This is a genomic window from Streptomyces sp. NPDC002476 (genome assembly GCF_042889785.1).
Lineage (GTDB): Bacteria > Actinomycetota > Actinomycetes > Streptomycetales > Streptomycetaceae > Streptomyces.
In genome coordinates this window covers 86,058-107,114 of record NZ_JBIARH010000015.1, presented here as the reverse complement: position 1 = coordinate 107,114, position 21,057 = coordinate 86,058, and the positions used below count along the sequence as shown (strand labels likewise).

Sequence of the window (21,057 nt, the reverse complement as noted above, 5' to 3'; positions counted from 1 at the left end):
GCCCCTCGCGCGCCCCGGCCGCCGCGGCCGGGGCGCGCGGCGCGGGTCAGAAGACGTTCAGCGCGGCCGCCCCGCCCAGCCCGCCGAGCACCATGAACACGGGCATCAGCACCTTCAGCTCGACCCAGCTGCCGGCCCTGAACCGCATGGCCTTCGGCGGTCCGACCGGGTACCAGCGCTTGCGGCCCACCGGTATCGGCCACAGGATCGGGCAGCCCGAGACGGTCAGCGCGTCGCCGATGTCGTGGACGAGCGCGCCGAGGACGATCGGCAGCCCGAGCCACAGGTACTCCTGGCCGGGGGCGGTGAACAGCCAGTCCGATCCGTTCCCCGGCTGGTCCAGCACGCCCGCCAGGATCCAGGCACTGGTGGCGCCGAGCAGCCACACCAGCACGTCGCTGGACATCCGGGCGGCCCGCCACAGCAGTCCTTCGACGGCCAGCACCAGGTGGACGAAGAGGATCCCGAGGACCGCCCACCGGCCGCCGGTGATCGCCGCGACGGAGGCCCCGGCACCGATCAGGACCGCCCAGAGCCAGGTGTGCGTCAGGGTCCGGTGACCGCCGTTCCTGCGCGGGTCGCCGGAGCCCCGGGTTGCCTTGTACACGGCGTGCGAGAGTGTGTCGACGACCTCGCAGAGCCATCGGGAGACCGGCCCGAAGGAGCGGGAGATCGTCGCGGACTTGTGGTCGAGGTCCGGAGCGAGCGCCGCGCCGGCCGTGATCAGCGCACCGACGACGAGCACCGGCCACGGCATCGCGTGGTCCGTCGCCGAGACCGCCGCGCCCACCCCCAGCCAGGCCGCCGCCCCGGACAGTGAGTGTGCCGGTCCCATCATGGCGCTTCCCGCCCCCAGTTCCGTGTCGCCGCCACGACCGCTGCGGCGCGGCCGAGTTGAGTGGGAAAGCGTATCGTCCGTGATCTTCATACTGTCGTCCGGTTCCCTCATCCGGGCGGAAGACAGGCAAGATGGGGGCGTGACCCTTATCGATCAGCTGCCCCCGACCGACGACCCCGACGCCCTCTTCGAGGCTTTCTCGTCATGGACCGAGACCCGGGGCATCACCCTCTATCCGGCTCAGGAGGAGGCGCTGATCGAGGTGGTGTCCGGGGCGAACGTGATCCTCTCCACCCCGACCGGCTCCGGGAAGAGCCTGGTCGCGGCGGGTGCGCACTTCACGGCGCTGGCCCAGGACAAGGTCACCTTCTACACCGCGCCGATCAAGGCCCTGGTCTCGGAGAAGTTCTTCGACCTGTGCAAGCTGTTCGGCACGGAGAACGTGGGCATGCTCACCGGCGACGCCTCGGTCAACGCCGACGCCCCGGTGATCTGCTGCACGGCCGAGGTGCTGGCGTCCATCGCGCTGCGTGACGGGAAGTACGCGGACATCGGCCAGGTCGTGATGGACGAGTTCCACTTCTACGCCGAGCCGGACCGCGGCTGGGCGTGGCAGATCCCGCTGCTGGAGCTGCCGCAGGCCCAGTTCGTCCTGATGTCCGCCACGCTCGGCGACGTCAGGATGTTCGAGGAGGACCTCACCCGCCGTACCGGCCGCCCCACGTCCGTGATCCGCTCCGCCACCCGGCCGGTGCCGCTCAGCTACGAGTACCGGCTGACCCCGATCACCGAGACCCTCACCGAGCTCCTGGACACCCGGCAGGCGCCCGTCTACATCGTGCACTTCACCCAGGCCGCGGCCGTCGAGCGGGCTCAGTCGCTGATGAGCATCAACATGTGCACGAAGGAGGAGAAGGAGAAGATCGCCGAGCTGATCGGCAACTTCCGCTTCACCACCAAGTTCGGCCGGAACCTTTCGCGCTACGTGCGGCACGGCATCGGGGTGCACCACGCGGGCATGCTGCCGAAGTACCGGCGCCTGGTGGAGAAGCTCGCCCAGGCCGGTCTGCTGAAGGTGATCTGCGGTACGGACACGCTCGGCGTCGGCGTCAACGTCCCCATCCGCACGGTGCTGTTCACGGCCCTCACCAAGTACGACGGCACCCGTGTGCGCACGCTGCGCGCCCGGGAGTTCCACCAGATCGCGGGCCGGGCCGGGCGGGCCGGCTTCGACACGGCGGGCTTCGTCGTGGCACAGGCGCCCGAGCACGTCATCGAGAACGAGAAGGCGGTCAGGAAGGCGGGCGACGACCCGAAGAAGAAGCGCAAGGTGGTCCGCAAGAAGGCCCCGGAGGGCTTCGTCGCCTGGTCGGAGACCACCTTCGACAAGCTGATCCAGTCCGATCCGGAGCCGCTCACCTCCCGCTTCAAGGTGACGCACACGATGCTGCTGTCCGTGATCGCGCGCCCCGGCAACGCCTTCCAGGCGATGCGGCGCCTGCTGGAGGACAACCACGAGCCGCGCAAGGCGCAGCTGCGCCACATCCGCCGGGCCATCGCGATCTACCGCTCGTTGCTGGACGGCGGTGTGGTGGAGCGGCTCGACGAGCCCGACGCGGAGGGCAGGATCGTCCGGCTCACCGTCGACCTCCAGCAGGACTTCGCGCTCAACCAGCCGCTGTCCACCTTCGCGCTCGCCGCGTTCGACCTGCTGGACCCCGACTCCCCCTCGTACGCCCTGGACATGGTCTCCGTCGTCGAGTCGACGCTCGACGACCCGCGCCAGATCCTCGCCGCGCAGCAGAACAAGGCGCGCGGCGAGGCGGTCGGGCAGATGAAGGCCGACGGCGTCGAGTACGAGGAGCGGATGGAGCTGCTCCAGGAGGTCACGTACCCGAAGCCGCTGAGCGAGCTGCTGTGGCACGCGTACGACGTGTACCGCAGGAGCCACCCGTGGGTCGGCGACCACCCGGTGTCGCCGAAGTCCGTGATCCGTGACATGTACGAACGCGCCATGACGTTCACGGAGTTCACCTCCCACTACGAGCTGGCCCGCACCGAGGGCATCGTGCTGCGCTACCTGGCGAGCGCGTACAAGGCGCTGGAGCACACCGTCCCGGACGACCTCAAGTCCGAGGACCTCCAGGACCTGATCGCCTGGCTCGGCGAGATGGTCCGCCAGGTGGACTCCAGTCTGCTCGACGAGTGGGAGCAGCTCGCCAACCCGGAGCTGGAGACCGCCGAGGAGGCGCAGGAGAAGGCCGACGAGGTGAAGCCGGTCACGGCCAACGCCCGCGCGTTCCGGGTGCTGGTGCGCAACGCGATGTTCCGCCGGGTCGAGCTGGCCGCGCTGGACCAGGTCGCCGAACTGGGCGAGCTGGACGGCGAGTCGGGCTGGGACGAGGACGCGTGGGGCGAGGCGATGGACGCCTACTGGGACGAGTACGACGACCTGGGCACCGGCCCGGACGCGCGCGGCCCGAAGCTGCTGAGGATCGAGGAGGATCCCGCGCACGGCGTGTGGCGGGTCCGGCAGACGTTCGCCGACCCGAACGGCGACCACGACTGGGGCATCGGCGCGGAGATCGATCTGGCCGCCTCCGACGAGGAGGGGCGCGCCGTCGTCCGTGTCACCTCGGTCGGTCAGTTGTGAGGGCGTACGCCATGAGGGCCGCGCCGCTGCGAGAGTGGAGACGAACCGCATGACGAACCCCGCCGATCGTCTGGTCGACCTGCTCGACCTGGAACGGATCGAGGTCGACATCTTCCGGGGGCGCAGCCCCCACGAGTCGCTGCAGCGGGTGTTCGGCGGCCAGGTCGCCGGGCAGGCGCTGGTCGCGGCCGGGCGGACCACGGACGGGGACCGGCCGGTGCATTCGCTGCACGCGTACTTCCTGCGTCCGGGGCGCCCGGGGGTGCCGATCGTCTACCAGGTGGAGCGCATCCGGGACGGCCGGTCGTTCACCACCCGCCGGGTCACGGCCGTTCAGCAGGGCCGGACGATCTTCAGCCTGACGGCGTCGTTCCACCGTCCGGAGGAGGCCGGTTTCGAGCACCAGCTGCCGCCCGCCCGGGAGGTTCCCGGCCCCGAGGAGCTGCCGACCGTCGCCGAGGAGGTGCGCGCGCACCTCGGGACGCTGCCCGAGTCTCTGGAGCGGATGGCCCGTCGGCAGCCGTTCGACATCCGGTACGTCGACCGGCTGCGCTGGACGCGGGAGGAGGTTGCGGGGGCCGAGCCGCGCAGTGCGGTCTGGATGCGCGCGGTCGGGCCGCTGGGCGACGATCCGCTGGTGCACACCTGCGCGTTGACGTACGCGAGCGACATGACGCTGCTGGACGCGGTCCGCCTCCCGGTGGAGCCGCTGTGGGGCCGGCGCGGCTTCGATCTTGCCTCGCTCGACCACGCGATGTGGTTCCACCGGCCGTTCCGGGCGGACGAGTGGTTCCTCTACGACCAGGAGTCGCCGATCGCGACCGGCGGTCGGGGGCTGGCGCGCGGCCGGATCTACGACCGCGCGGGCAACCTGCTCGTGTCCGTGGTGCAGGAGGGGCTGTTCCGGGCCCTCGGCTCGTAGTGCCCCTCCCGGCAACGTTTGCCCCGTCGCGTCGTCCGGCACGCACGCTCGCGGCGTTGGCCAAAAGCCCACGTAGCCCTTCCCCAAGCTCTCGACTTCGTTCGAGCAGGGGAGGCCCCATCCGAGGGCTTCCGGCTGCCTTGCGATCGCACGCACCGGACGACGCTCCTTCCCGCCAAACCTTGCCGGTCACGGCACTAGCCGTACCGCTTCAGACGCCGGGCAGCGGGTCCTGCTCGACCTCGTGGCGGCGGGTGCGGATGTCCGGGGGCGCGGGGTGCAGTTTGGCGTCGCAGGAGGGGCCGAGGCCGGTACGGCGCGACTCCGTCCCCGTGAGAGGGCGGCCGCACAGGCGGCAGCGCACCATCCGTCGGCGGGGTGTCCGGCCGGCTGTGCCGTTCTCGGCCGCGGGCTCGGCGCCTGGTTCGAAGAGGGGTTCTGCGGGGTCCACGGCACGATCGTCCCAGGCGGGCCTCTGCTCTGCGACTTCCCGGCGGCACGCCACGCGAGGGGTTCATGGGTGAGCGCCCCGGGCGACCCGGCGTTCGAGTTCGTGTCGATCAACCGACGGGCAGGACAATGGCTGTTGGAAGCCACCCTCACAAGGAGCGCCGCATGACTCTGTACGACATCCCCCTGCGCACCCTCTCCGGCGAGCCCGCCTCGCTCGCCGAATACCGCGGCCGCGCGGTCCTGTTGGTGAACGTCGCGTCCCAGTGCGGGCTCACCCCGCAGTACGCGGGCCTGGAACGGCTGCAGAAGGCGTACGCGGACCGGGGTTTCACCGTGCTGGGCGTGCCGTGCAACCAGTTCGCCGGCCAGGAGCCCGGGAGCGCGGAGGAGATCCAGACCTTCTGCTCGACGACGTACGGGGTCACCTTCCCGTTGCTGGAGAAGACCGAGGTGAACGGTGAGGGACGTCACCCGCTCTACGCCGAGCTGACCGCGCTGGCGGACGCGGACGGCGAGGCGGGCGATGTGCAGTGGAACTTCGAGAAGTTCCTCATCTCGCCGACGGGCGAGCCCGTCGCCCGGCTGCGTCCGGGCACGGACCCGGATTCCGCGGAGCTGGCGGCCGCCATCGAGGCCCAGCTGCCCGTCTGACGGCCGGCTCCGCGCGGGCCCGCACCTCCGGCGGGCCCGCGCGCCGCGTCAGCGGATCTGCATGCCGGAGAGGGTGCGGGCGATCACCAGTCGCTGGATCTCGCTCGTGCCCTCGAAGATGGTGTAGATCGCCGCGTCCCGGTGCATCCGTTCCACCGGGTACTCGCGGGTGAAGCCGTTGCCGCCGAGGATCTGGACGGCCTGCGCGGTGACCTTCTTGGCCGTCTCGCTCGCGTAGAGCTTGGACATGGAGCCCTCGGCCGAGGTGAACGGCTTGCCGGTGGCGGCCATCCAGGACGCCCGCCAGACCAGCAGCCGGGCCGCGTCGATCTGCGTGCGCATGTCCGCGAGCTGGAAGGCGACGCCCTGGTTGTCGATGATCGGACGGCCGAACTGGGTGCGGGTCTTCGCGTAGTCCAGCGCCACCTCGTAGGCGGCGCGGGCGGTGCCGACCGCCATGGCGCCGACGGCGGGGCGGGACGCCTCGAACGTGGCCATCGCCGCGTTCTTCACCCGCTCGCCGCCGGACGCGGCGCGTTCCCGGGCCCTGGCCAGTCGCTGGTCGAGCTTGTCCTTGCCGCCGAGCAGGCAGTGGCCGGGGACGCGTACGTCCTCCAGAACGACCTCGGCGGTGTGCGAGGCGCGGATGCCGTGCTTCTTGAACTTCTGGCCCTGGGAGAGGCCGGGGGTGTCCGGCGGCACGATGAACGAGGCGTGCCCCTTGGAGCCGAGCCCGGGGTCGACCACGGCGACGACGACGTGCACGTTGGCTATGCCGCCGTTGGTCGCCCAGGTCTTGGTGCCGTTCAGCACCCACTCGTCCTTCGCCTGGTCGTACACCGCGCGGGTGCGCATCGAGGCGACGTCGGAACCGGCGTCCGGTTCGGAGGAACAGAACGCCGCGACCTTGACGTCGTCGGCGTCGCCGTACATCTGCGGGATCCAGGTGCCGATCTGCTCCTCGGTGCCGTTGGCGAGGACGCCCACGGCAGCCAGGCCCGTACCGACGATCGACAGGGCGATGCCGGCGTCGCCCCAGAACAGCTCCTCCATCGCCATCGGGATGCCGAGCCCGGTGGGGTCGAAGAACTGCTGGGCGTAGAAGTCGAGGGAGTAGATGCCGACCTTGGCCGCCTCCTGGATGACCGGCCAGGGGGTTTCCTCACGCTCGTCCCACTCCGAGGCCGCCGGGCGGATCACGTCGGCGGCGAAGCCGTGGAGCCAGTCGCGGACCTGCTTCTGGTCGTCGTTGAGTTCGAGCGTGAACTCGGCCATGTTGCCCCTCCAGGTATTGCCCTGAAATCTATGGTTACTTTCGGTAACAGAAGTCTGTTACCGGTAAGTAGCCCGTGTCAACCGGACAGGTGCCGATCCGCGCCCCGCGGGGTGGGGTGTTACGTTGCGCAGGGACGACGCACGGGAACGGCGGGGGCGGGGAGAGGGCGACATGGAGACCACAGGACGGGCCGAGCGGCAACGGACAGCGGCCGAGAACCGCCGCCGCGAGCTGCTGGAGGCCGCCGACCGCGTGGTGCTCAGGGACGGGCCGGGCGCCTCGATGAACGCCATCGCGGCGGAGGCCGGGATCACCAAGCCCATCCTCTACCGGCACTTCGGCGACAAGGGCGGCCTCTACCGCGCCCTCGCCAAGCGTCACACCGACGCCCTGCTGATCGCCCTGCGGGCGGCGCTCGACGCGCCCGCCGAGCGCCGCCGGCGCGTGGAGTCGACGCTCGACACCTACCTCGCGGCCATCGAGGCCCGGCCGCAGGTCTACCGCTTCCTGATGCACCCCTCCGACGACTCGGCGGCCTCGGCGGAGCGGGGCTTCGACGTCGGACGGCACTCCGCCCCGCTGCTCCGCAGACTCGGCGAGGAGCTCGCCAAGGTGATCGCCGAGCGGGTGGACCTGGGACCGGACGGCGAGGCGATGGCCCGCATCTGGGGTCATGGCATCGTCGGCATGATGCACGCCGCGGGAGACTGGTGGCTGGGGGAACGGCCCTGCTCCCGCGAACAGTTGGTACGCAGCCTGGCGGACCTGCTGTGGGGCAGGCTGGCCGCCGTGGACGACCGGCCCGGGGGCCCGGGGTTCTGAGGGCGCGGCCGACCGCACCCCGCGCCCGGCCCGGTCGTGCCGCTCCCGGGCCCGCCCCGCGTCAGCCGCCCCGCGCCCAGGGCGCACGGCGGGCCGCGCGCAGCGCCCTGGACCGGCGCAGTCCGGTGAGCCGGTCGGTGTAGACCCTTCCGTCGAGGTGGTCGCACTCGTGCTGGAGACAGCGGGCGAAGAAGCCGGTCCCGGTGATCCGGACGGGCTCGCCCCCGAGGGTCGCGCCCTCGACGACGGCCCGGTCGAAGCGCGGGGTGCCGGCCTCGATGCCGGGGAGCGAGAGACAGCCCTCCGGTCCGCGCACGGTGACGCCGTCCGCCTCGACCAGGCGCGGGTTGACGACGTGTCCGAGGTGCCGGACGTCCTCGTCGTCGGGGCAGTCGTAGACGAACACGCGCAGCGGCACACCGATCTGATTGGCCGCGAGCCCCACGCCGCCCGCCGCGTACATGGTGGCGTACATGTCCTCGACGAGGCGGGCGAGCGAGGGGCCGAAGTCCGTGACGGGATCGCAGGCGCCATGCAGCACCGGGTCTCCGAGCAGGCTCATGGCGCGAACCAGTCCGGAACTGCCGGGGATCGGGCGGTTTCGCATGGCGGCCATCGTACGTTCCGGCCGCCCCGGGCGGTCCCGGCGGTGCCGAGGTGCGGCGTCCGGGCCGGACATCGATAGGCTGGGCGCGGACCGATGCAAGGAGGATCTAGGACGATGGCAGGCAACACGGAGCCGCTGTCGCCGCGGGCCAAGCTGGCCGTGACGGCGGGCAAGGCCGCGGCGGCGGTGTCGCGCGCCGCGGGGCGCGGCAGCGGATCGGTGATCGGCGGCCGGGTGGCACTCAAGCTCGACCCCGACCTGCTGGGGCGGCTGGCGCAGCACCTGGACGTGATCCTCGTGTCGGCGACGAACGGCAAGACGACGACGACCCGGCTGATCGCCGAGGCGCTGCGGGCCGCAGGCCCGGTCGTGTCCAACGCGCTCGGCGCGAACATGCCGGCCGGTATCACCTCGGCGCTGGCGGGCGGCTCGGACGCGCAGTACGGCGTGATAGAGGTCGACGAGAAGTACCTCGCCGGGGTCGCGCGCGACACGACGCCCAAGGTGATCGCGCTGCTCAACCTCTCCCGCGACCAGCTGGACCGCGCCGCGGAGACCCGGATGCTCGCGGAGAAGTGGCGCGAGGGCCTGTCCGGCTCGAAGGCCGTGGTCGTCGCCAACGCGGACGACCCGCTGATCGTCTGGGCGGCGTCCTCGTCCCCCAACGTGGTGTGGGTGGCGGCGGGTCAGGCGTGGAAGGACGACGCCTGGTCCTGCCCGTCGTGCGGCGGTGTGATGCAGCGCCCCGGTGACGACTGGTTCTGCGGCGAGTGCGGATTCCGCCGCCCCGCCCCCAGCTGGGTCCTGCACGGCGACTACGTCCTGGACCCGCACGGTTCGGCCTGGCCGATCCACCTCCAGCTGCCCGGCCGCGCCAACAAGGCCAACGCGGCCACGTCGGCCGCCGTGGCCGCCGTCTTCGGTGTGCCGCCGCAGGTCGCGCTGGAGCGCATGTACCAGGTGCAGGCCGTGGCCGGCCGCTACGACGTGGTGACGTTCCTCGGCCGCGAACTGCGACTGCTGCTGGCGAAGAACCCGGCCGGCTGGCTGGAGACGTTCTCCCTGATCGAGCCGCCGCCGACCCCGGTGGTCCTGTCCGTCAACGCCCGCGGCGCGGACGGCACCGACACCTCCTGGCTGTGGGACGTGGACTACACCCAGCTCGCCGGCCACCCGATCTTCGTGCTCGGCGACCGCAAGCTGGACCTCGCGGTCCGGCTGGAGGTGGCCGGTCTCGACTTCCGGGTCTGCGAGAGCCTCGACGAGGCCGTGCAGCAGGCCCCGCCCGGCCGTATCGAGGTCATCGCCAACTACACCGCCTTCCAGGACCTGCGCCGTCGTGTCGGCAACTGACCCCGGCCCCGGCCACCTCCGGAGAGGACGAAGCATGAGCAACAACGGTCTGCGTGTCGTCTGGGTGTACCCGGACCTCCTCAGCACCTACGGCGACCAGGGCAATGCGCTGGTGGTCGAGCGCCGGGCGCGGCAGCGCGGTCTCGATGTGCAGCGCGTCGACGTACGCAGCGACCAGCCGATCCCGACGTCCGGCGACATCTACCTGGTCGGGGGCGGCGAGGACCGGCCGCAGCGTCTGGCCGCGGAGCGGCTGCGCCGCGACGGCGGACTGAACCGGGCCGCCTCCAACGGCGCGATCATCTTCTCGGTCTGCGCCGGATACCAGATCCTCGGCCACGAGTTCATCAACGACCTCGGTGAGCGCGAGCCCGGTCTCGGGCTGCTCGACGTGGTCTCCACCCGCGGCGAGGGGGACCGGTGCGTCGGCGACGTGCTCGCCGACATCGACCCGCGGCTCGGCCTGCCGCCGCTGACCGGGTTCGAGAACCACCAGGGCGTCACCCACCTGGGGCCGACGGCGCGGCCGTTCGCCCGGGTTCAGCTCGGCCGGGGCAACGGCACCGGGGACGGCACCGAGGGCGCGTACAACGACACCGTCTTCGGCACGTACATGCACGGGCCCGTGATGGCGCGCAACCCGCTGATCGCGGACCTCCTGCTGAAGCTGGCGCTGGACGTCAACGCCCTTCCGCCGACGGACGACCGCTGGTACGAGGCGCTGCGCGCCGAGCGCATCGCCTCGGCGACGCAGCCCGCCTGATGAGGCGCTTTTCGCTCAGCTGAGCGGCGTCCAGCAGGCGGACGCCCGGTTCGGTCCCGCCACCCCGCGCCGGTAGGGTGGCGGGCATCCAACCGGACGACGGGGTCCGGTCGTCGGCCCACGTTGCAAAGGTTTTTCGGGCAATGCGAATTGGTGTACTCACCTCCGGCGGCGACTGCCCCGGCCTGAACGCAGTCATCCGTTCCGTCGTGCACCGCGCGGTGGTCGACCACGGCGACGAGGTCATCGGCTTCCACGACGGGTGGAAGGGTCTCCTGGAGTGCGACTACCGCAAGCTCGACCTCGACTCGGTCGCCGGCATCCTCGCCCGCGGCGGCACGATCCTCGGTTCCTCCCGGGTCCAGCCCGCCCATCTGCGCGGCGGCGTCGAGCAGGCCAGGGGGCACGTCGCCGACCTCGGTCTCGACGTGATCATCCCGATCGGCGGCGAGGGCACGCTGAAGGCGGCCCATCTGCTCTCCGAGGCGGGCCTGCCGATCGTCGGCGTCCCCAAGACCATCGACAACGACATCGCCGCCACCGACGTGACCTTCGGCTTCGACACCGCTGTCGGTGTGGCCACCGAGGCACTCGACCGGCTCAAGACCACCGCGGAATCGCACCAGCGGGTGCTGATCGTCGAGGTCATGGGCCGCCACACCGGCTGGATCGCCCTGCACTCGGGCATGGCGGCCGGGGCGCACGCCATCGTCGTGCCGGAGCGGCCCTTCGATGTCGACGAGCTGACCGAGGTGGTCGGCAGGCGCTTCTCGGCCGGCAAGAAGTTCGCGATCGTCGTCGTCGCGGAGGGCGCCAAGCCGCGCGAGGGCTCCATGCGGTTCGAGCAGGGCGCCAAGGACATCTACGGGCACGAGCGGTTCGCCGGCGTCGCGACGCAGCTCTCCACCGAGCTGGAGCAGCGTCTGGGCAAGGAGGCCCGTCCGGTGATCCTCGGCCATGTGCAGCGCGGTGGCACCCCGACGGCGTACGACCGTGTGCTCGCCACCCGTTTCGGCTGGCACGCGGTGGAGGCCGCGCATCGCGGCGAGTTCGGGATGATGACGGCGCTTCGGGGCACGGACATCGCGATGGTGCCGCTGGCGCGGGCCGTCGAGACGCTGAAGACGGTCCCGGCCGAGCGGTACGCCGAGGCCGAGTGCGTGCTCTGACTCCTCCCCTCGCCCCGCACAACCGCCCCCGGTCGCAGCCGTGACCGGGGGCGGTTCTACTCTGGTCGGGACAACCGGCGCGTATCGGGGACGTCCACAGCGGGAGTGAACAGATGGATCACAGCGGGCACGGCATGAACATGGATCTGCCGCCGTTCACGCTGGAACGGGGGCTCCAGTTCTCCCCCGACGCGTTCTTCCTCATCGGCTGCCTTCTCGCACTCGGCCTGTACGGGTACGGCGTGCTGCGGCTGCGCAGGCGCGGGGACGCCTGGCCGGTGGGGCGGACGGTCTTCTTCTTCGTGGGCGTGCTGAGCATCGCCCTGGTGATGTGCACCAAGCTGAACGACTACGGCATGGTCATGTTCAGCGTGCACATGGTGCAGCACATGGTGATCAGCATGCTGTCGCCGATCCTGGTGCTGCTGGGAGCCCCGGTGACCCTGGCGCTCCGCGCGCTGCCGGTCGCGGGCCGCGGCCGTACCGGCCCGCGCGAGCTGCTGCTCATGCTGCTGCACAGCCGGTACATGAGGGTCATCACGCATCCGGTCTTCACGATCCCGATGTTCATCGCCAGCCTGTACGCGCTGTACTTCACTCCGCTGTTCGACTTCCTGATGGAGTCGAAGACCGGGCACATCGCGATGATGGTGCACTTCCTCGCGGTCGGCCTGGTGTTCTTCTGGCCGATCATGGGCGTGGATCCGGGTCCGCACCGGCCGGGGTACGTGATGCGGATGCTGGAGCTGTTCGCCGGTATGCCGTTCCACGCGTTCTTCGGCATCGCGCTGATGATGGCCACCACGCCGATGGTCGACACGTACGAGCACCCTCCGGCCTCGCTCGGCATCGATGCGCTGAGCGACCAGAGCGCGGCGGGAGGCATCGCCTGGGCGTTCAGCGAGATTCCCTCGGTGCTGGTGCTGATCGCGCTGGTCTTCCAGTGGTATCGCTCCGAGCAGCGGGCGGCGAAGCGCTCCGACCGCGCGGAGGAGCGGAACGGCGACCGGGAGCTTCAGGCGTACAACGCCTATCTCGCCTCCTTGCAGGCGCGCGGGCGGTAGCGGCGAGCCCGCTTCCGGGGTGACGATGGCACCCACGGCCGCGTGGCCGGTGAGGAGGGTGCGGACATGTCCGGGTCCACGAAGTCCATGGGCGTGATCACCATGGTCGCCCTGGTGGTGGTCACCGCGTACACGGTGGCGCTGGGGAGCAGCGGCTGGCTCTGGTTCGGCTGGGTGGTGCTCGGGCTGATCACCCTGGGGATGGCCGCGACGCGCCGGTCCTGAGCCGCCGCCCTCCCGCCGCCCGGGACGGTGAGGAGGAGGTTCCCCTCCGGCACCGGCTTCCCGGGCGGGGCGGCCACCGCGGGGGCCGTGGCGGTGAGGGTGTGCAGTGCAGCGGTGGCGAGTACGGTGCGCGGACGCATCGGGGTTCTCCTGTGGCGGGGGTACGGCCGTCCCCGGCCGGGTGCCGGACCTTCCGGCACCGGGTGTGTCTGGATCTCGGACGGGTCGGCGGAACGGCCGAGGTGCGGGTCTGCGGCGTCCTCGCCGGGGTGCGGGTGTGCTCCCCGTACGTGTTCGATCTGACCGGAATCGCCGGCCTTGGGGACAACGTCCTCGACGTCCTCGTGTTCAACACACTGGCGCCGCGCCTGGACACGACGAGCCCGACCCGCTTCGTCCTCCCGGGCCAGCGCGTGAGCGGGCTGCTGGGTCCGGTGGTGCTGCGGGTCGGTGGTCCCGCTCCGGTGTGAGCGCGGCGCACCGCCCTCGCGCATCGCATCCGCGTCCCCGGTGGGCCCCGCGCGCTCCGGCGGGAGGGCAGGCGCTTCGGGCGGCGCCGCCGGTGCACGCACGCGGCAGGCCCGTCCGACGAACCGTGGGGGTTCCCCGAACCGTCACGCCGACAGCGAATCCGCGCTCGGTGAACTCCGCTGTCATGGGCGGTGGTTCCGGCCTAGCGTCCCCTCATGAGCATGGGACGCGCATGGGTACTGGGAGCGACGGGACAGATCGGGCGGGCGGCCGTGCGGGCGCTCGTCGAGGACGGCTGGGAGGTGACGGCCGCTTCGCGCGGCGGTGGCAGGGACGAGCGGTGGGACGGCGCGGTGCGCGCGGTGGCCCTCGACCGGAACGGGGACGGGGCGCTCGCGGCGGCGCTCGGCGACGGCTGCGACCTGCTGGTCGACGCCGTGGCCTACGGGGCGGACCACGCCCGGCAGCTGACCGGTCTCGCGGACCGGATCGGTTCGGCGGTGGTCATCTCCAGCGGCGCGGTGTACGCGGACGAACAGGGCCGCGGCTTCGACACGCAGGACGAACCCGACGGGGCCCCGCGCTACCCCGTGCCGATCCCCGAGACGCAGTGCACCGTACGCCCGGGCGACGCCACGTATGCGACACGGAAGGTGCGGCTGGAGCGGGATCTGCTGGCGGCGGGCGAGGCACTGCCGGTGACGCTGCTGCGGGCGGGCGCGATCCACGGGCCGTACTGCCGTTCACCGCGCGAGCTGTATTTCGTGAAGCGGGTCCTGGACGGCCGGGCGCGGCGGGTGCTCGCCTTCGGGGGCACGTCCCGCTTCCACCCGGTCCATGTCTCCAACCTGGCCGAGCTCATCCGGCTGTCCGCGCGACGGCCCGGCTCGCGGGTGCTCAACGCCGGGGATCCGCAGGCGCCGACGGTCGCGGAGATCGGCGAGGCCGTCGACGCGGTGCTCGGCCGACGGACCGAGAACGTGCTGATGGCGGGCGCGCCCGGGAAGGACGGGGTCGGCGCCACCCCGTGGAGCAGCGCCCATCCCATCGTGTACGACATGGCGGCCGCGGAGCGCGAACTCGGGTACCGGCCGGTGACCGGGTACATGGAGTCCCTTCCGGAGACCGTCGAATGGCTTGCCGGCCGACTGGAGGGCAGGGACTGGACGGAGGCGTTCCCCGTCCTGCTTCGTTCGTACGGAAGGCAGTTGTTCGACTACGACGCGGAGGACGCCTGGCTGGAGGCGTACGACCGCGGGGCATGAGACGCGGTGCCGCGCACGGCACGGGCGGCCGGTGGTCGAATCCACCGGCCGCCCGTGGCCGCCGCTCACTCGCGTCGCGGTCGTGCTCGCGTCACTACGGCTTCGGCGTGGCGTGCGGGTCGCAGGTCACGTCGGCGCGGTCGGTCCTGCCCGTGAGCAGGTAGGCGTCCACCCGCTCGTTGATGCAGGGGTTGACCAGGCCGGTCACACCGTGCGAACCGGCGTTCCGCTCGGTGATGAGGCGCGAGCCCTTGAAGCGCTTGTGCAGTTCGACGGCGCCCACGTACGGGGTGGCGGCGTCGCGCTCGGACTGCACGATCAGCACCGGCGGAAGACCCTTGCCGGTCTTGACGTTCAGCGGGCTCTGCTGCTTGGCCGACCAGGTCGCGCACGGCAGGTTCATCCAGGCGTTGGCCCAGGTCATGAACGGGTACTGCTCGTGCAGCCGGGTGTTGTCGCGGTCCCACTTCCGCCAGTTCGTGGGCCACTTGGCGTCCGTGCACTCGACGGCCGTGTACACGGCGTTGCCGTTCTCCGACGCGATGTTCCCCTTGATGTCCGACATGTCCGGGGCGGCGGCGTCGACGAGTGCCTGGGTGTCACCCTTCAGGTACTCGCTCCAGGTCCGGGCGACGGGCACCCAGGAGGAGTCGTAGTAGGGGGCGCTCTGGAAGAAGCCGATGAGTTCGGCGGGGCCGACCACGCCGCCGATCGGGTTCTTCTTGGCGGCGGCGCGCAGCGTCAGCCACGCCTGCTCGACCTTCTCGGGGGTGTCGCCGATGTGGAAGACGGAGTCGTTCTTCGCGACCCATGCCTTCCAGTCGTCCCAGCGCTTCTGGAAGGCGATGTCCTGGTTGAGGTTGGCCTGGTACCAGATGTTGTCCCGCGCCGGGTCGACGACGCTGTCGACGACCATGCGGCGGACGTGGTCCGGGAAGAGGGTGCCGTAGACGGCACCCAGGTAGGTGCCGTAGGAGACGCCGAGGAAGTTGAGCTTCTTCTCGCCGAGGGCGGCGCGGATGACGTCCAGGTCGCGTGCGGTGTTCGGCGTGGTCATGTGCGGCAGCATGTCGCCGCTGCGTTCGGCGCAGCCGTCCGCGTACTCGGCGGCGAGCTTGCGCTGGGCGAGCTTGTCGGCCTCGGAGTCGGGTACGGGGTCGGCCTTGGGCGCCTTGACGAACTCCTGGGGGTCGATGCAGGAGATCGGCGCGGAGTGCCCGACGCCCCGCGGGTCGAAGCCCACGAAGTCGTATGCCTTCGCCGTCTTCACCCAGAGCGGATTCCCGCTGGTGATCCGGGTCGGGAAGCGCAGACCCGAGCCGCCGGGGCCACCCGGGTTGTAGAGCAGGGCGCCCTGTCGTTCGGCCTCCGTGCCGGTGCTGATGTGCCGGTCGACGGCTATGCGGATCTGCTTGCCATCGGGCCTGGCGTAGTCGAGCGGCACGGTCACCCAGCCGCACTCGATCTTCTTGGCCAGGCCCCAGTCGGCCGGGCAGTCCTTCCAGTCGATGCCGGACCGGGCCGCCCGGGCCGCGGCCAGTTCGACACCGCGCGCCTCGGACACGCGGTGGTGACGCCCCTCGGCGCTGGCCGTCGGCGCGGTCACCGCGCCCGACATGAGCATGCCCGCCACCAGGGCACCGGCCGAGCCGAGAGCTGCTGTGCGTCTCAAGTGGAACCTCCCCCAGGCCTGAAGTGCCGCCGGTGGCGGCGTGATTCATTCAGGACCTTTCGCGGATCCTGTCGGCTGGGAGGTTCCTGAGAACAGGTCGCGGACCCACTTCTTTACCGAATCGATAACCGGACGCCCGTGTCCCGCTGAGCGGTGTTCGGCGCGCACCGGGCCTCTCGCGCTCCGCGGCCTCCTGCGCCCCGCTTCCTCGCAGGCCCCGGGGTGCGCGGCTCCGTGCCGTACGCGCCGGACGCGCGGCGTCGGCACGGCGAGTTCTGGCCACACTGCGGGAACGGCCCTGACGATCGGATCGCGGTCGCACGCGGATCGGTGGCGGGCTTCCGGACGCGCGAGCTGCTCGGTCGGCAAGCCCCTCGGGAGCGTCGCGGAGCGCGCACCGCTCAGCGCGTACGAAAGCCCTGAGCGCCCGTCACCTCGGCGCACGCGGCGCCCGCGCGGCGCGGGTCATCGGCGGGTGCGCCCGGCTCAGCGCCCCGGCTCGTCGCGCTCCACGCGCTCCTCGTGTCCGGTGTGTCCCGCGTGTCCCGTCCCCGTGTGCTCCGCCGCAATGCCGAATCGTCGACGTTCGCCGGGAGCGGACACCGAGGAGCCGATCGAGGAGACCGAGCTGATCACCCGCTCCTCGGCGGCCTCCGCGCCGCTTTCCAGTCGCTCCAGGTCAGCGGCCGAGACGAGGGCGACGAGCGGTTTGCCGTGCCGCGTCACGACCACGCGCTCGCCGCCGTAGACGACGCGGTTGATCAGTTCGGCGAGCTCAGCTCGGGCTTGCGTCACCGGAATCTCGTAGGCCATGCTCCCTAGCTTATGTAATGTCCACCTGGTCCGCCGTGGTCCGTGGCGACCGCGAATATCCAGGTCAGAGGCTCTCGCATGCTCCCCAGCGCTCGCGTTTGTGAGAGATGTGTGAGACGAGGCGAGACGAAGAGTTTTCTGGTCGCCCTGATTCCTGGCGGGTCTCCGGCGCGGCGGTACGCCCCGCTCGAGGGGCCCGCACGGAGTTCCTGCCGGGCGGGTGCCTGCCCGTCGACGCACCGGGGGCTGGGCGGAGATCCGCCCAGCCCCCGGACACGTACGGAGTCGTGCCCGGGCCGTCCCACGCCGCCGGCATCCACATGACGCCTCGGACAGCGGAGGCCAGGATCGTCGGCATCCTCGGCCGGGTCGTTTCCACCGCACCGTCATCGGCATGCCGAGCCCGGTGGGCCGCGACGGGGGCAGTCCGGTCAAGACCCCGGACAGTCGACCTCCCCCACGCCTCTGCTGTCACCGCTGCTCAGACCTTCCCGTGACGCTGTCGGACCAGGTGTGGACCGAGCGGTGGTGAAGCGGGCTCGATCGGGTGGTGCCCGTCGACGGCGCGAGGGGCGCGATCCACGCATCCCGTTCACCCCGGCCCGTAACGAAACCGGTGACACCCGGGACAACTGACCGCCCGTCATCGCCTCGCGCACGCCTGAGAGTATGGGGAGCCATCGCTGCCCCACCTCCTGGAGTACAACATGCCCCGTCGCGATCTCGTGCTCCTGGTCTCCCGCCCGCCTGACGGGGCAGTGCCGGGAGGGCCGTTCACCGGGACCGCCGACGCGTCGGCGGCGGTCACCGCCGCGTTCACACGGCCGGCACGGCTCCGGCGGCCGACCGGGCCGGACGCGCTGCCGCACCGGACAGGTCCGCGCCCGGACCACTGACACGGGCCTGCCGGACGACCCGCAGCACGCGGGCCGTCGCGCACGCGGTCATCCGCTCGCCGGTTCCTGCCCCGCCCCCGGTCGACGAACGCCTGACGACCCACCACTCCCCACGATCCCGGAGACACCGCCATGCCACGCGTCCTCCTCGTCGAAGACGACCCCTCCGTGCGCGAGGGCGTCGAGATCGGACTGTGCCAGCGCGGGCACGAGGTCCATGCCGCCGTGACCGGCGAGGCGGGCCTCGAGGCACTGGGTACCTTTCGCCCCGACATCCTGCTGCTCGACCTGATGCTCCCCGCGATGAGCGGCGTCCAGGTGTGCTCCCGGGTACGTGAGACCAGCCAGTTACCGATCATCATGCTGACCGCGCGAGGCGACGACGTCGACATCGTCGTCGGCCTGGAGGCGGGTGCGGACGACTACATCGTCAAGCCCGCCCGCACCGAGGTCATCGAGGCCCGCATACGTGCCGTGCTGCGCCGCGCCGAGAGCCCGATCGACGCGAGGCCCGCCGTCGAGCGCCACGGTGAACTCGACATCGACCGCGCCGGTCACACCGTCCTCAGGTCGGGCGACCCGGTCGCCCTCGCGCCCTCCGAACTGAAGCTGTTGCTGCACCTGTCCGCGGTACCGGAACAGGTCTTCAGCCGGCAGCGGCTCCTGAAGGAGGTCTGGGATCACAGTTTCCACAGCGACATCCGCCTGGTGGACGCCTGTGTGCGCCGACTGCGCGCCAAGATCGAGGATCCGTCCCGCGACCCTCGCTACATTCAGACCCTGCGGGGCTACGGCTACCGTTTCGGTCCGCTGTGAGGATGCCCGGCGCGGCCGCCGCGTTCGGGCTGCGCACCCGGCTGGTGATCGCGTTCCTGCTGGTTGCCGCTGTCAGCGCCGTCACGACCGCCGCGCTGACCTACCGGCAGGCGCGCAACGCGGTCCTCGTGCGTGCGCAGGACACGGCCGTCGCCTCCTTCCGCGAGGAGGTCGAGCAGTTCGTCCCCAGCCTGCCCCTGGATCCGGATGCGCTGCGGTGGGACCTCTACGACATCGCGGCACGCGCCAAACCACATCCCTGGATCGTCTTCGCCGAGTACGGTTCGCTGCGCGTCTCATCGAGTGACCGGCCCGTCTCCGGTGTTCTGACCCCGGAGCTGCGCCGCACCACGCTCACCTCGCCACACGGCAGCTTCCAGCGGGTCGTCAAGGACGGGAACGCGTATCTGACCATCGGAATGCCGGTGATGACACGGGTCGTCGCCGGTGGCGCCGCGGTGCCGAGCGGCCTGGTTCTCTTCGCCGTGATGCCCATGACGAACGAGGACGTGGACATCGACTCCCTGGTGACCGCTGCCCGCGACGGTGCCCTGCCGGGGCTGGCCGTGGCCCTGGTGCCCGCACTGCTCGCGGCACGCAGCGTGCTGCGCCCCGTCCGTGAACTGCGGCGTGCCGCACACTCCATGGGCGGCGGGCAGCTCGACACCCGTATCACCGTACGCGGCCGGGACGAAATGGCCGACCTGGCCAGGACGTTCAACGAGTCGGCGGCCCGCCTCGAACGCTCCGTGGAGGAGTTGCGGGAAGCCGGAGCACGGGCCCGGCGCTTCGCCTCGGACGTCTCGCACGAGTTGCGCACCCCGCTCGCCGGTATGCTCGCCGTCACGGACGTGGTGGACGAGGAGGCCGGGACGCTCGCCCCGAACACCGCTCGGGCGGTGCGCCTGATCAGCGCCGAGACCGGCAAACTCGCGGTGCTGGTGGAGGATCTGATGGAGATCTCCCGTTTCGACGCCCGCGCGGCGGAACTCAACACCGATGAGGTGGACGCGGCGGAGGCCGTGCGCAACTCCCTGTCCGGCAGGCAGTGGCTCGGCCGCGTCCGCGCCGAGCTCCCCGACGGCCTGCGTATCCGCCTCGACACGCGCCGCTTCGACGTCATCGTGGCCAACCTGGTCGGCAACGCCCTGCGCCACGGTGCCGAACCGGTCACCGTGCGGCTGTCGGCACGCGGGGACGCGCTGATCACCGAGGTGCACGACAGCGGCCCCGGGATCCCACCGGACGCTCTGCCGCACATCTTCGACCGCTTCTACAAGGCGGACGCCGCGCGTTCCCGCTCGTCGGGCAGCGGGCTCGGGCTCGCGATCACCAAGGAGAACGTGCAACTGCACGGCGGCACGATCCACGTGCGGAACGCGGCCGGCGGCGGCGCCCTGTTCACCGTGGACTTGCCCTTCGACGGGCCCACGTCCGGGAGCGGCGCGCCGGACGGTCCGTCACCCGCGCACGGTGGCACGGGACCGGTGGAGAGCCGCGACCGGACGGAGACCATCACGTGAAGAAGTCGCCGTTCCGTGGGGGTCGGACGGCCCGACTCGCCGCGCTGCTGATGCTCGCCTGGGGCCCGCTCGTGGGCTGCGGCATCCAGGAGACGGCCGTGATCGAGGCCGGCAGGCCGGTTGTCGCCGATCTGCTTCCCCCGCGCGAGGAACGGATGCTGTTGTTCTTCCTCTCCCCCGACGACGAACTGCTGCCCGTGCCACGAACCGTCGAAGCACAGTGGGAGAACGGAACCGCGGGCTCCGTCGGGCCGGACGGCGCGTCGCCCCACCCGGACGAGTCGCCCGGACGGGACGGCCTCGGCGGTTCGTCCTTGCCGGGCGCGGGGACGAGCGAGTCCCCCTCGCCACTCGCGGCCGTCACCGCCCTGCTCGCCGGACCGGACAAGGCCGAACGGCGGGCCGGGTTCCACAATGCCGCATCGCTGTCCCGTGCGGCGTCCGCCGCGAACCGGATCGTCATGGGTGACCGCACCGTCGAGGTCATGCTGCGTCTGCGGGTGAGAGGGCTGACCGCCGCCGCCCGCGACCAGATCGTCTGCACGGCCGCGTTCGCGGCGCATGCGCAGGGGGCTGTGTCCGTGACCCTGGCCGGGCAGGACGGGCGCCTCGCCCCGGCCGACTGCCCCGTTCGACCGGTCCGGGTGCCGACACGCTGAGCCGTGGCGGCGGGCGGGCGCCTGGCCCGGCACCGGTCGAGGAGCCGGCCTCCGTATCGTGCGGACGAGTCGGCGTCGTTCCCGCACCGGCCCCGGGTGGCGGCGGCATGGGACGAGCGGCCCGCCGGAACATCGGTTCCGGCGGG

General features: G+C 71.5%; 20 protein-coding genes. 14 read left to right on the top strand and 6 right to left on the bottom strand.

The features are described from left to right. Positions 1-46: 46 nt before the first annotated feature. On the bottom strand, positions 47-838 hold the full coding sequence (locus tag ACFYXM_RS19205; RefSeq protein ID WP_389290715.1) for a metal-dependent hydrolase: 792 nt from the start codon (positions 836-838) through the stop codon (positions 47-49). Between the two features lie 139 nt (positions 839-977). Between ACFYXM_RS19205 and ACFYXM_RS19200 the strand changes: the two genes are divergently transcribed. Both ACFYXM_RS19200 and ACFYXM_RS19195 read left to right on the top strand, forming a co-directional pair. Continuing rightward, positions 978-3,491 (top strand): DEAD/DEAH box helicase, encoded by a 2,514-nt coding sequence (locus tag ACFYXM_RS19200; protein ID WP_389290713.1) that lies wholly within the window; start codon positions 978-980, stop codon positions 3,489-3,491. Between the two features lie 49 nt (positions 3,492-3,540). Next, positions 3,541-4,413, top strand: coding sequence for an acyl-CoA thioesterase (locus ACFYXM_RS19195; RefSeq protein ID WP_389290711.1), 873 nt, complete (start codon positions 3,541-3,543; stop codon positions 4,411-4,413). 211 nt (positions 4,414-4,624) lie between these two features. Here ACFYXM_RS19195 and ACFYXM_RS19190 read toward each other — a convergent pair whose 3' ends face one another. Continuing rightward, complete coding sequence (locus tag ACFYXM_RS19190) at positions 4,625-4,864, bottom strand: DUF6011 domain-containing protein (protein WP_384413045.1); 240 nt, start codon at positions 4,862-4,864, stop codon at positions 4,625-4,627. 164 nt (positions 4,865-5,028) lie between these two features. On the opposite strand from ACFYXM_RS19190, the gene ACFYXM_RS19185 reads away from it, so the two are divergent. Further along, positions 5,029-5,517, top strand: a complete 489-nt coding sequence (locus tag ACFYXM_RS19185) for a glutathione peroxidase (protein WP_389290709.1) — start codon at positions 5,029-5,031, stop codon at positions 5,515-5,517. 48 nt (positions 5,518-5,565) lie between these two features. Here the strand turns inward: ACFYXM_RS19185 and ACFYXM_RS19180 are convergent, their stop codons facing one another. Next, positions 5,566-6,792, bottom strand: coding sequence for an acyl-CoA dehydrogenase family protein (locus ACFYXM_RS19180; protein ID WP_389290708.1), 1,227 nt, complete (start codon positions 6,790-6,792; stop codon positions 5,566-5,568). A 172-nt stretch (positions 6,793-6,964) separates the two neighbouring features. Here ACFYXM_RS19180 and ACFYXM_RS19175 point away from each other — a divergent pair, with 172 nt between their 5' ends. Continuing rightward, a complete protein-coding gene (locus ACFYXM_RS19175; protein WP_389290707.1) occupies positions 6,965-7,615 on the top strand; it encodes a TetR family transcriptional regulator in 651 nt (216 codons plus the stop codon). Between the two features lie 61 nt (positions 7,616-7,676). Here ACFYXM_RS19175 and def read toward each other — a convergent pair whose 3' ends face one another. Beyond that, positions 7,677-8,231 (bottom strand): peptide deformylase, encoded by a 555-nt coding sequence (gene def / locus ACFYXM_RS19170; protein WP_389290706.1) that lies wholly within the window; start codon positions 8,229-8,231, stop codon positions 7,677-7,679. A 105-nt stretch (positions 8,232-8,336) separates the two neighbouring features. On the opposite strand from def, the gene ACFYXM_RS19165 reads away from it, so the two are divergent. The 7 genes from ACFYXM_RS19165 to ACFYXM_RS19135 all read left to right on the top strand — a co-directional run bounded on the left by ACFYXM_RS19165 (position 8,337) and on the right by ACFYXM_RS19135 (position 14,532). Continuing rightward, positions 8,337-9,575 carry a MurT ligase domain-containing protein gene (locus tag ACFYXM_RS19165; protein WP_389290704.1) on the top strand — a complete coding sequence of 413 codons (1,239 nt, stop codon included), beginning with the start codon at positions 8,337-8,339 and terminating at the stop codon, positions 9,573-9,575. Positions 9,576-9,609: 34 nt separating this feature from the next. Continuing rightward, entirely contained in the window at positions 9,610-10,338 is a 729-nt protein-coding gene (locus ACFYXM_RS19160) for a type 1 glutamine amidotransferase (RefSeq protein WP_389290702.1), read from the top strand. A gap of 143 nt (positions 10,339-10,481) precedes the next feature. Then, the gene (locus tag ACFYXM_RS19155; RefSeq protein WP_389290700.1) at positions 10,482-11,507 is read left to right on the top strand and encodes a 6-phosphofructokinase; all 1,026 of its coding nucleotides are present in this window, start codon (positions 10,482-10,484) and stop codon (positions 11,505-11,507) included. Positions 11,508-11,620: 113 nt separating this feature from the next. Further along, on the top strand, positions 11,621-12,571 hold the full coding sequence (locus tag ACFYXM_RS19150; protein ID WP_389290699.1) for a cytochrome c oxidase assembly protein: 951 nt from the start codon (positions 11,621-11,623) through the stop codon (positions 12,569-12,571). Positions 12,572-12,637: 66 nt separating this feature from the next. Beyond that, complete coding sequence (locus ACFYXM_RS19145; RefSeq protein WP_362029236.1) at positions 12,638-12,796, top strand: hypothetical protein; 159 nt, start codon at positions 12,638-12,640, stop codon at positions 12,794-12,796. Between the two features lie 203 nt (positions 12,797-12,999). Further along, positions 13,000-13,266, top strand: a complete 267-nt coding sequence (locus tag ACFYXM_RS19140) for a hypothetical protein (RefSeq protein WP_389290697.1) — start codon at positions 13,000-13,002, stop codon at positions 13,264-13,266. A 216-nt stretch (positions 13,267-13,482) separates the two neighbouring features. Next, positions 13,483-14,532 (top strand): NAD-dependent epimerase/dehydratase family protein, encoded by a 1,050-nt coding sequence (locus ACFYXM_RS19135; RefSeq protein ID WP_389290696.1) that lies wholly within the window; start codon positions 13,483-13,485, stop codon positions 14,530-14,532. A gap of 94 nt (positions 14,533-14,626) precedes the next feature. On the opposite strand, the gene ACFYXM_RS19130 is transcribed toward ACFYXM_RS19135, so the two are convergent. Together ACFYXM_RS19130 and ACFYXM_RS19125 are read right to left on the bottom strand one after the other, a co-directional pair. Continuing rightward, a complete protein-coding gene (locus ACFYXM_RS19130; protein WP_389290694.1) occupies positions 14,627-16,204 on the bottom strand; it encodes an alpha/beta hydrolase in 1,578 nt (525 codons plus the stop codon). Positions 16,205-16,690: 486 nt separating this feature from the next. Continuing rightward, a complete protein-coding gene (locus tag ACFYXM_RS19125; RefSeq protein WP_389290692.1) occupies positions 16,691-17,017 on the bottom strand; it encodes a type II toxin-antitoxin system Phd/YefM family antitoxin in 327 nt (108 codons plus the stop codon). A 1,028-nt stretch (positions 17,018-18,045) separates the two neighbouring features. Here ACFYXM_RS19125 and ACFYXM_RS19120 point away from each other — a divergent pair. Genes ACFYXM_RS19120 through ACFYXM_RS19110 form a run of 3 tightly spaced genes read left to right on the top strand, consistent with a single transcriptional unit; the run spans position 18,046 to position 20,911 of the window. Continuing rightward, on the top strand, positions 18,046-18,729 hold the full coding sequence (locus tag ACFYXM_RS19120; RefSeq protein ID WP_389290690.1) for a response regulator: 684 nt from the start codon (positions 18,046-18,048) through the stop codon (positions 18,727-18,729). A 2-nt stretch (positions 18,730-18,731) separates the two neighbouring features. Continuing rightward, entirely contained in the window at positions 18,732-20,252 is a 1,521-nt protein-coding gene (locus tag ACFYXM_RS19115) for a sensor histidine kinase (protein WP_389290688.1), read from the top strand. A gap of 50 nt (positions 20,253-20,302) precedes the next feature. Then, positions 20,303-20,911, top strand: coding sequence for a hypothetical protein (locus ACFYXM_RS19110; protein WP_389290815.1), 609 nt, complete (start codon positions 20,303-20,305; stop codon positions 20,909-20,911). Positions 20,912-21,057 lie beyond the last annotated feature (146 nt).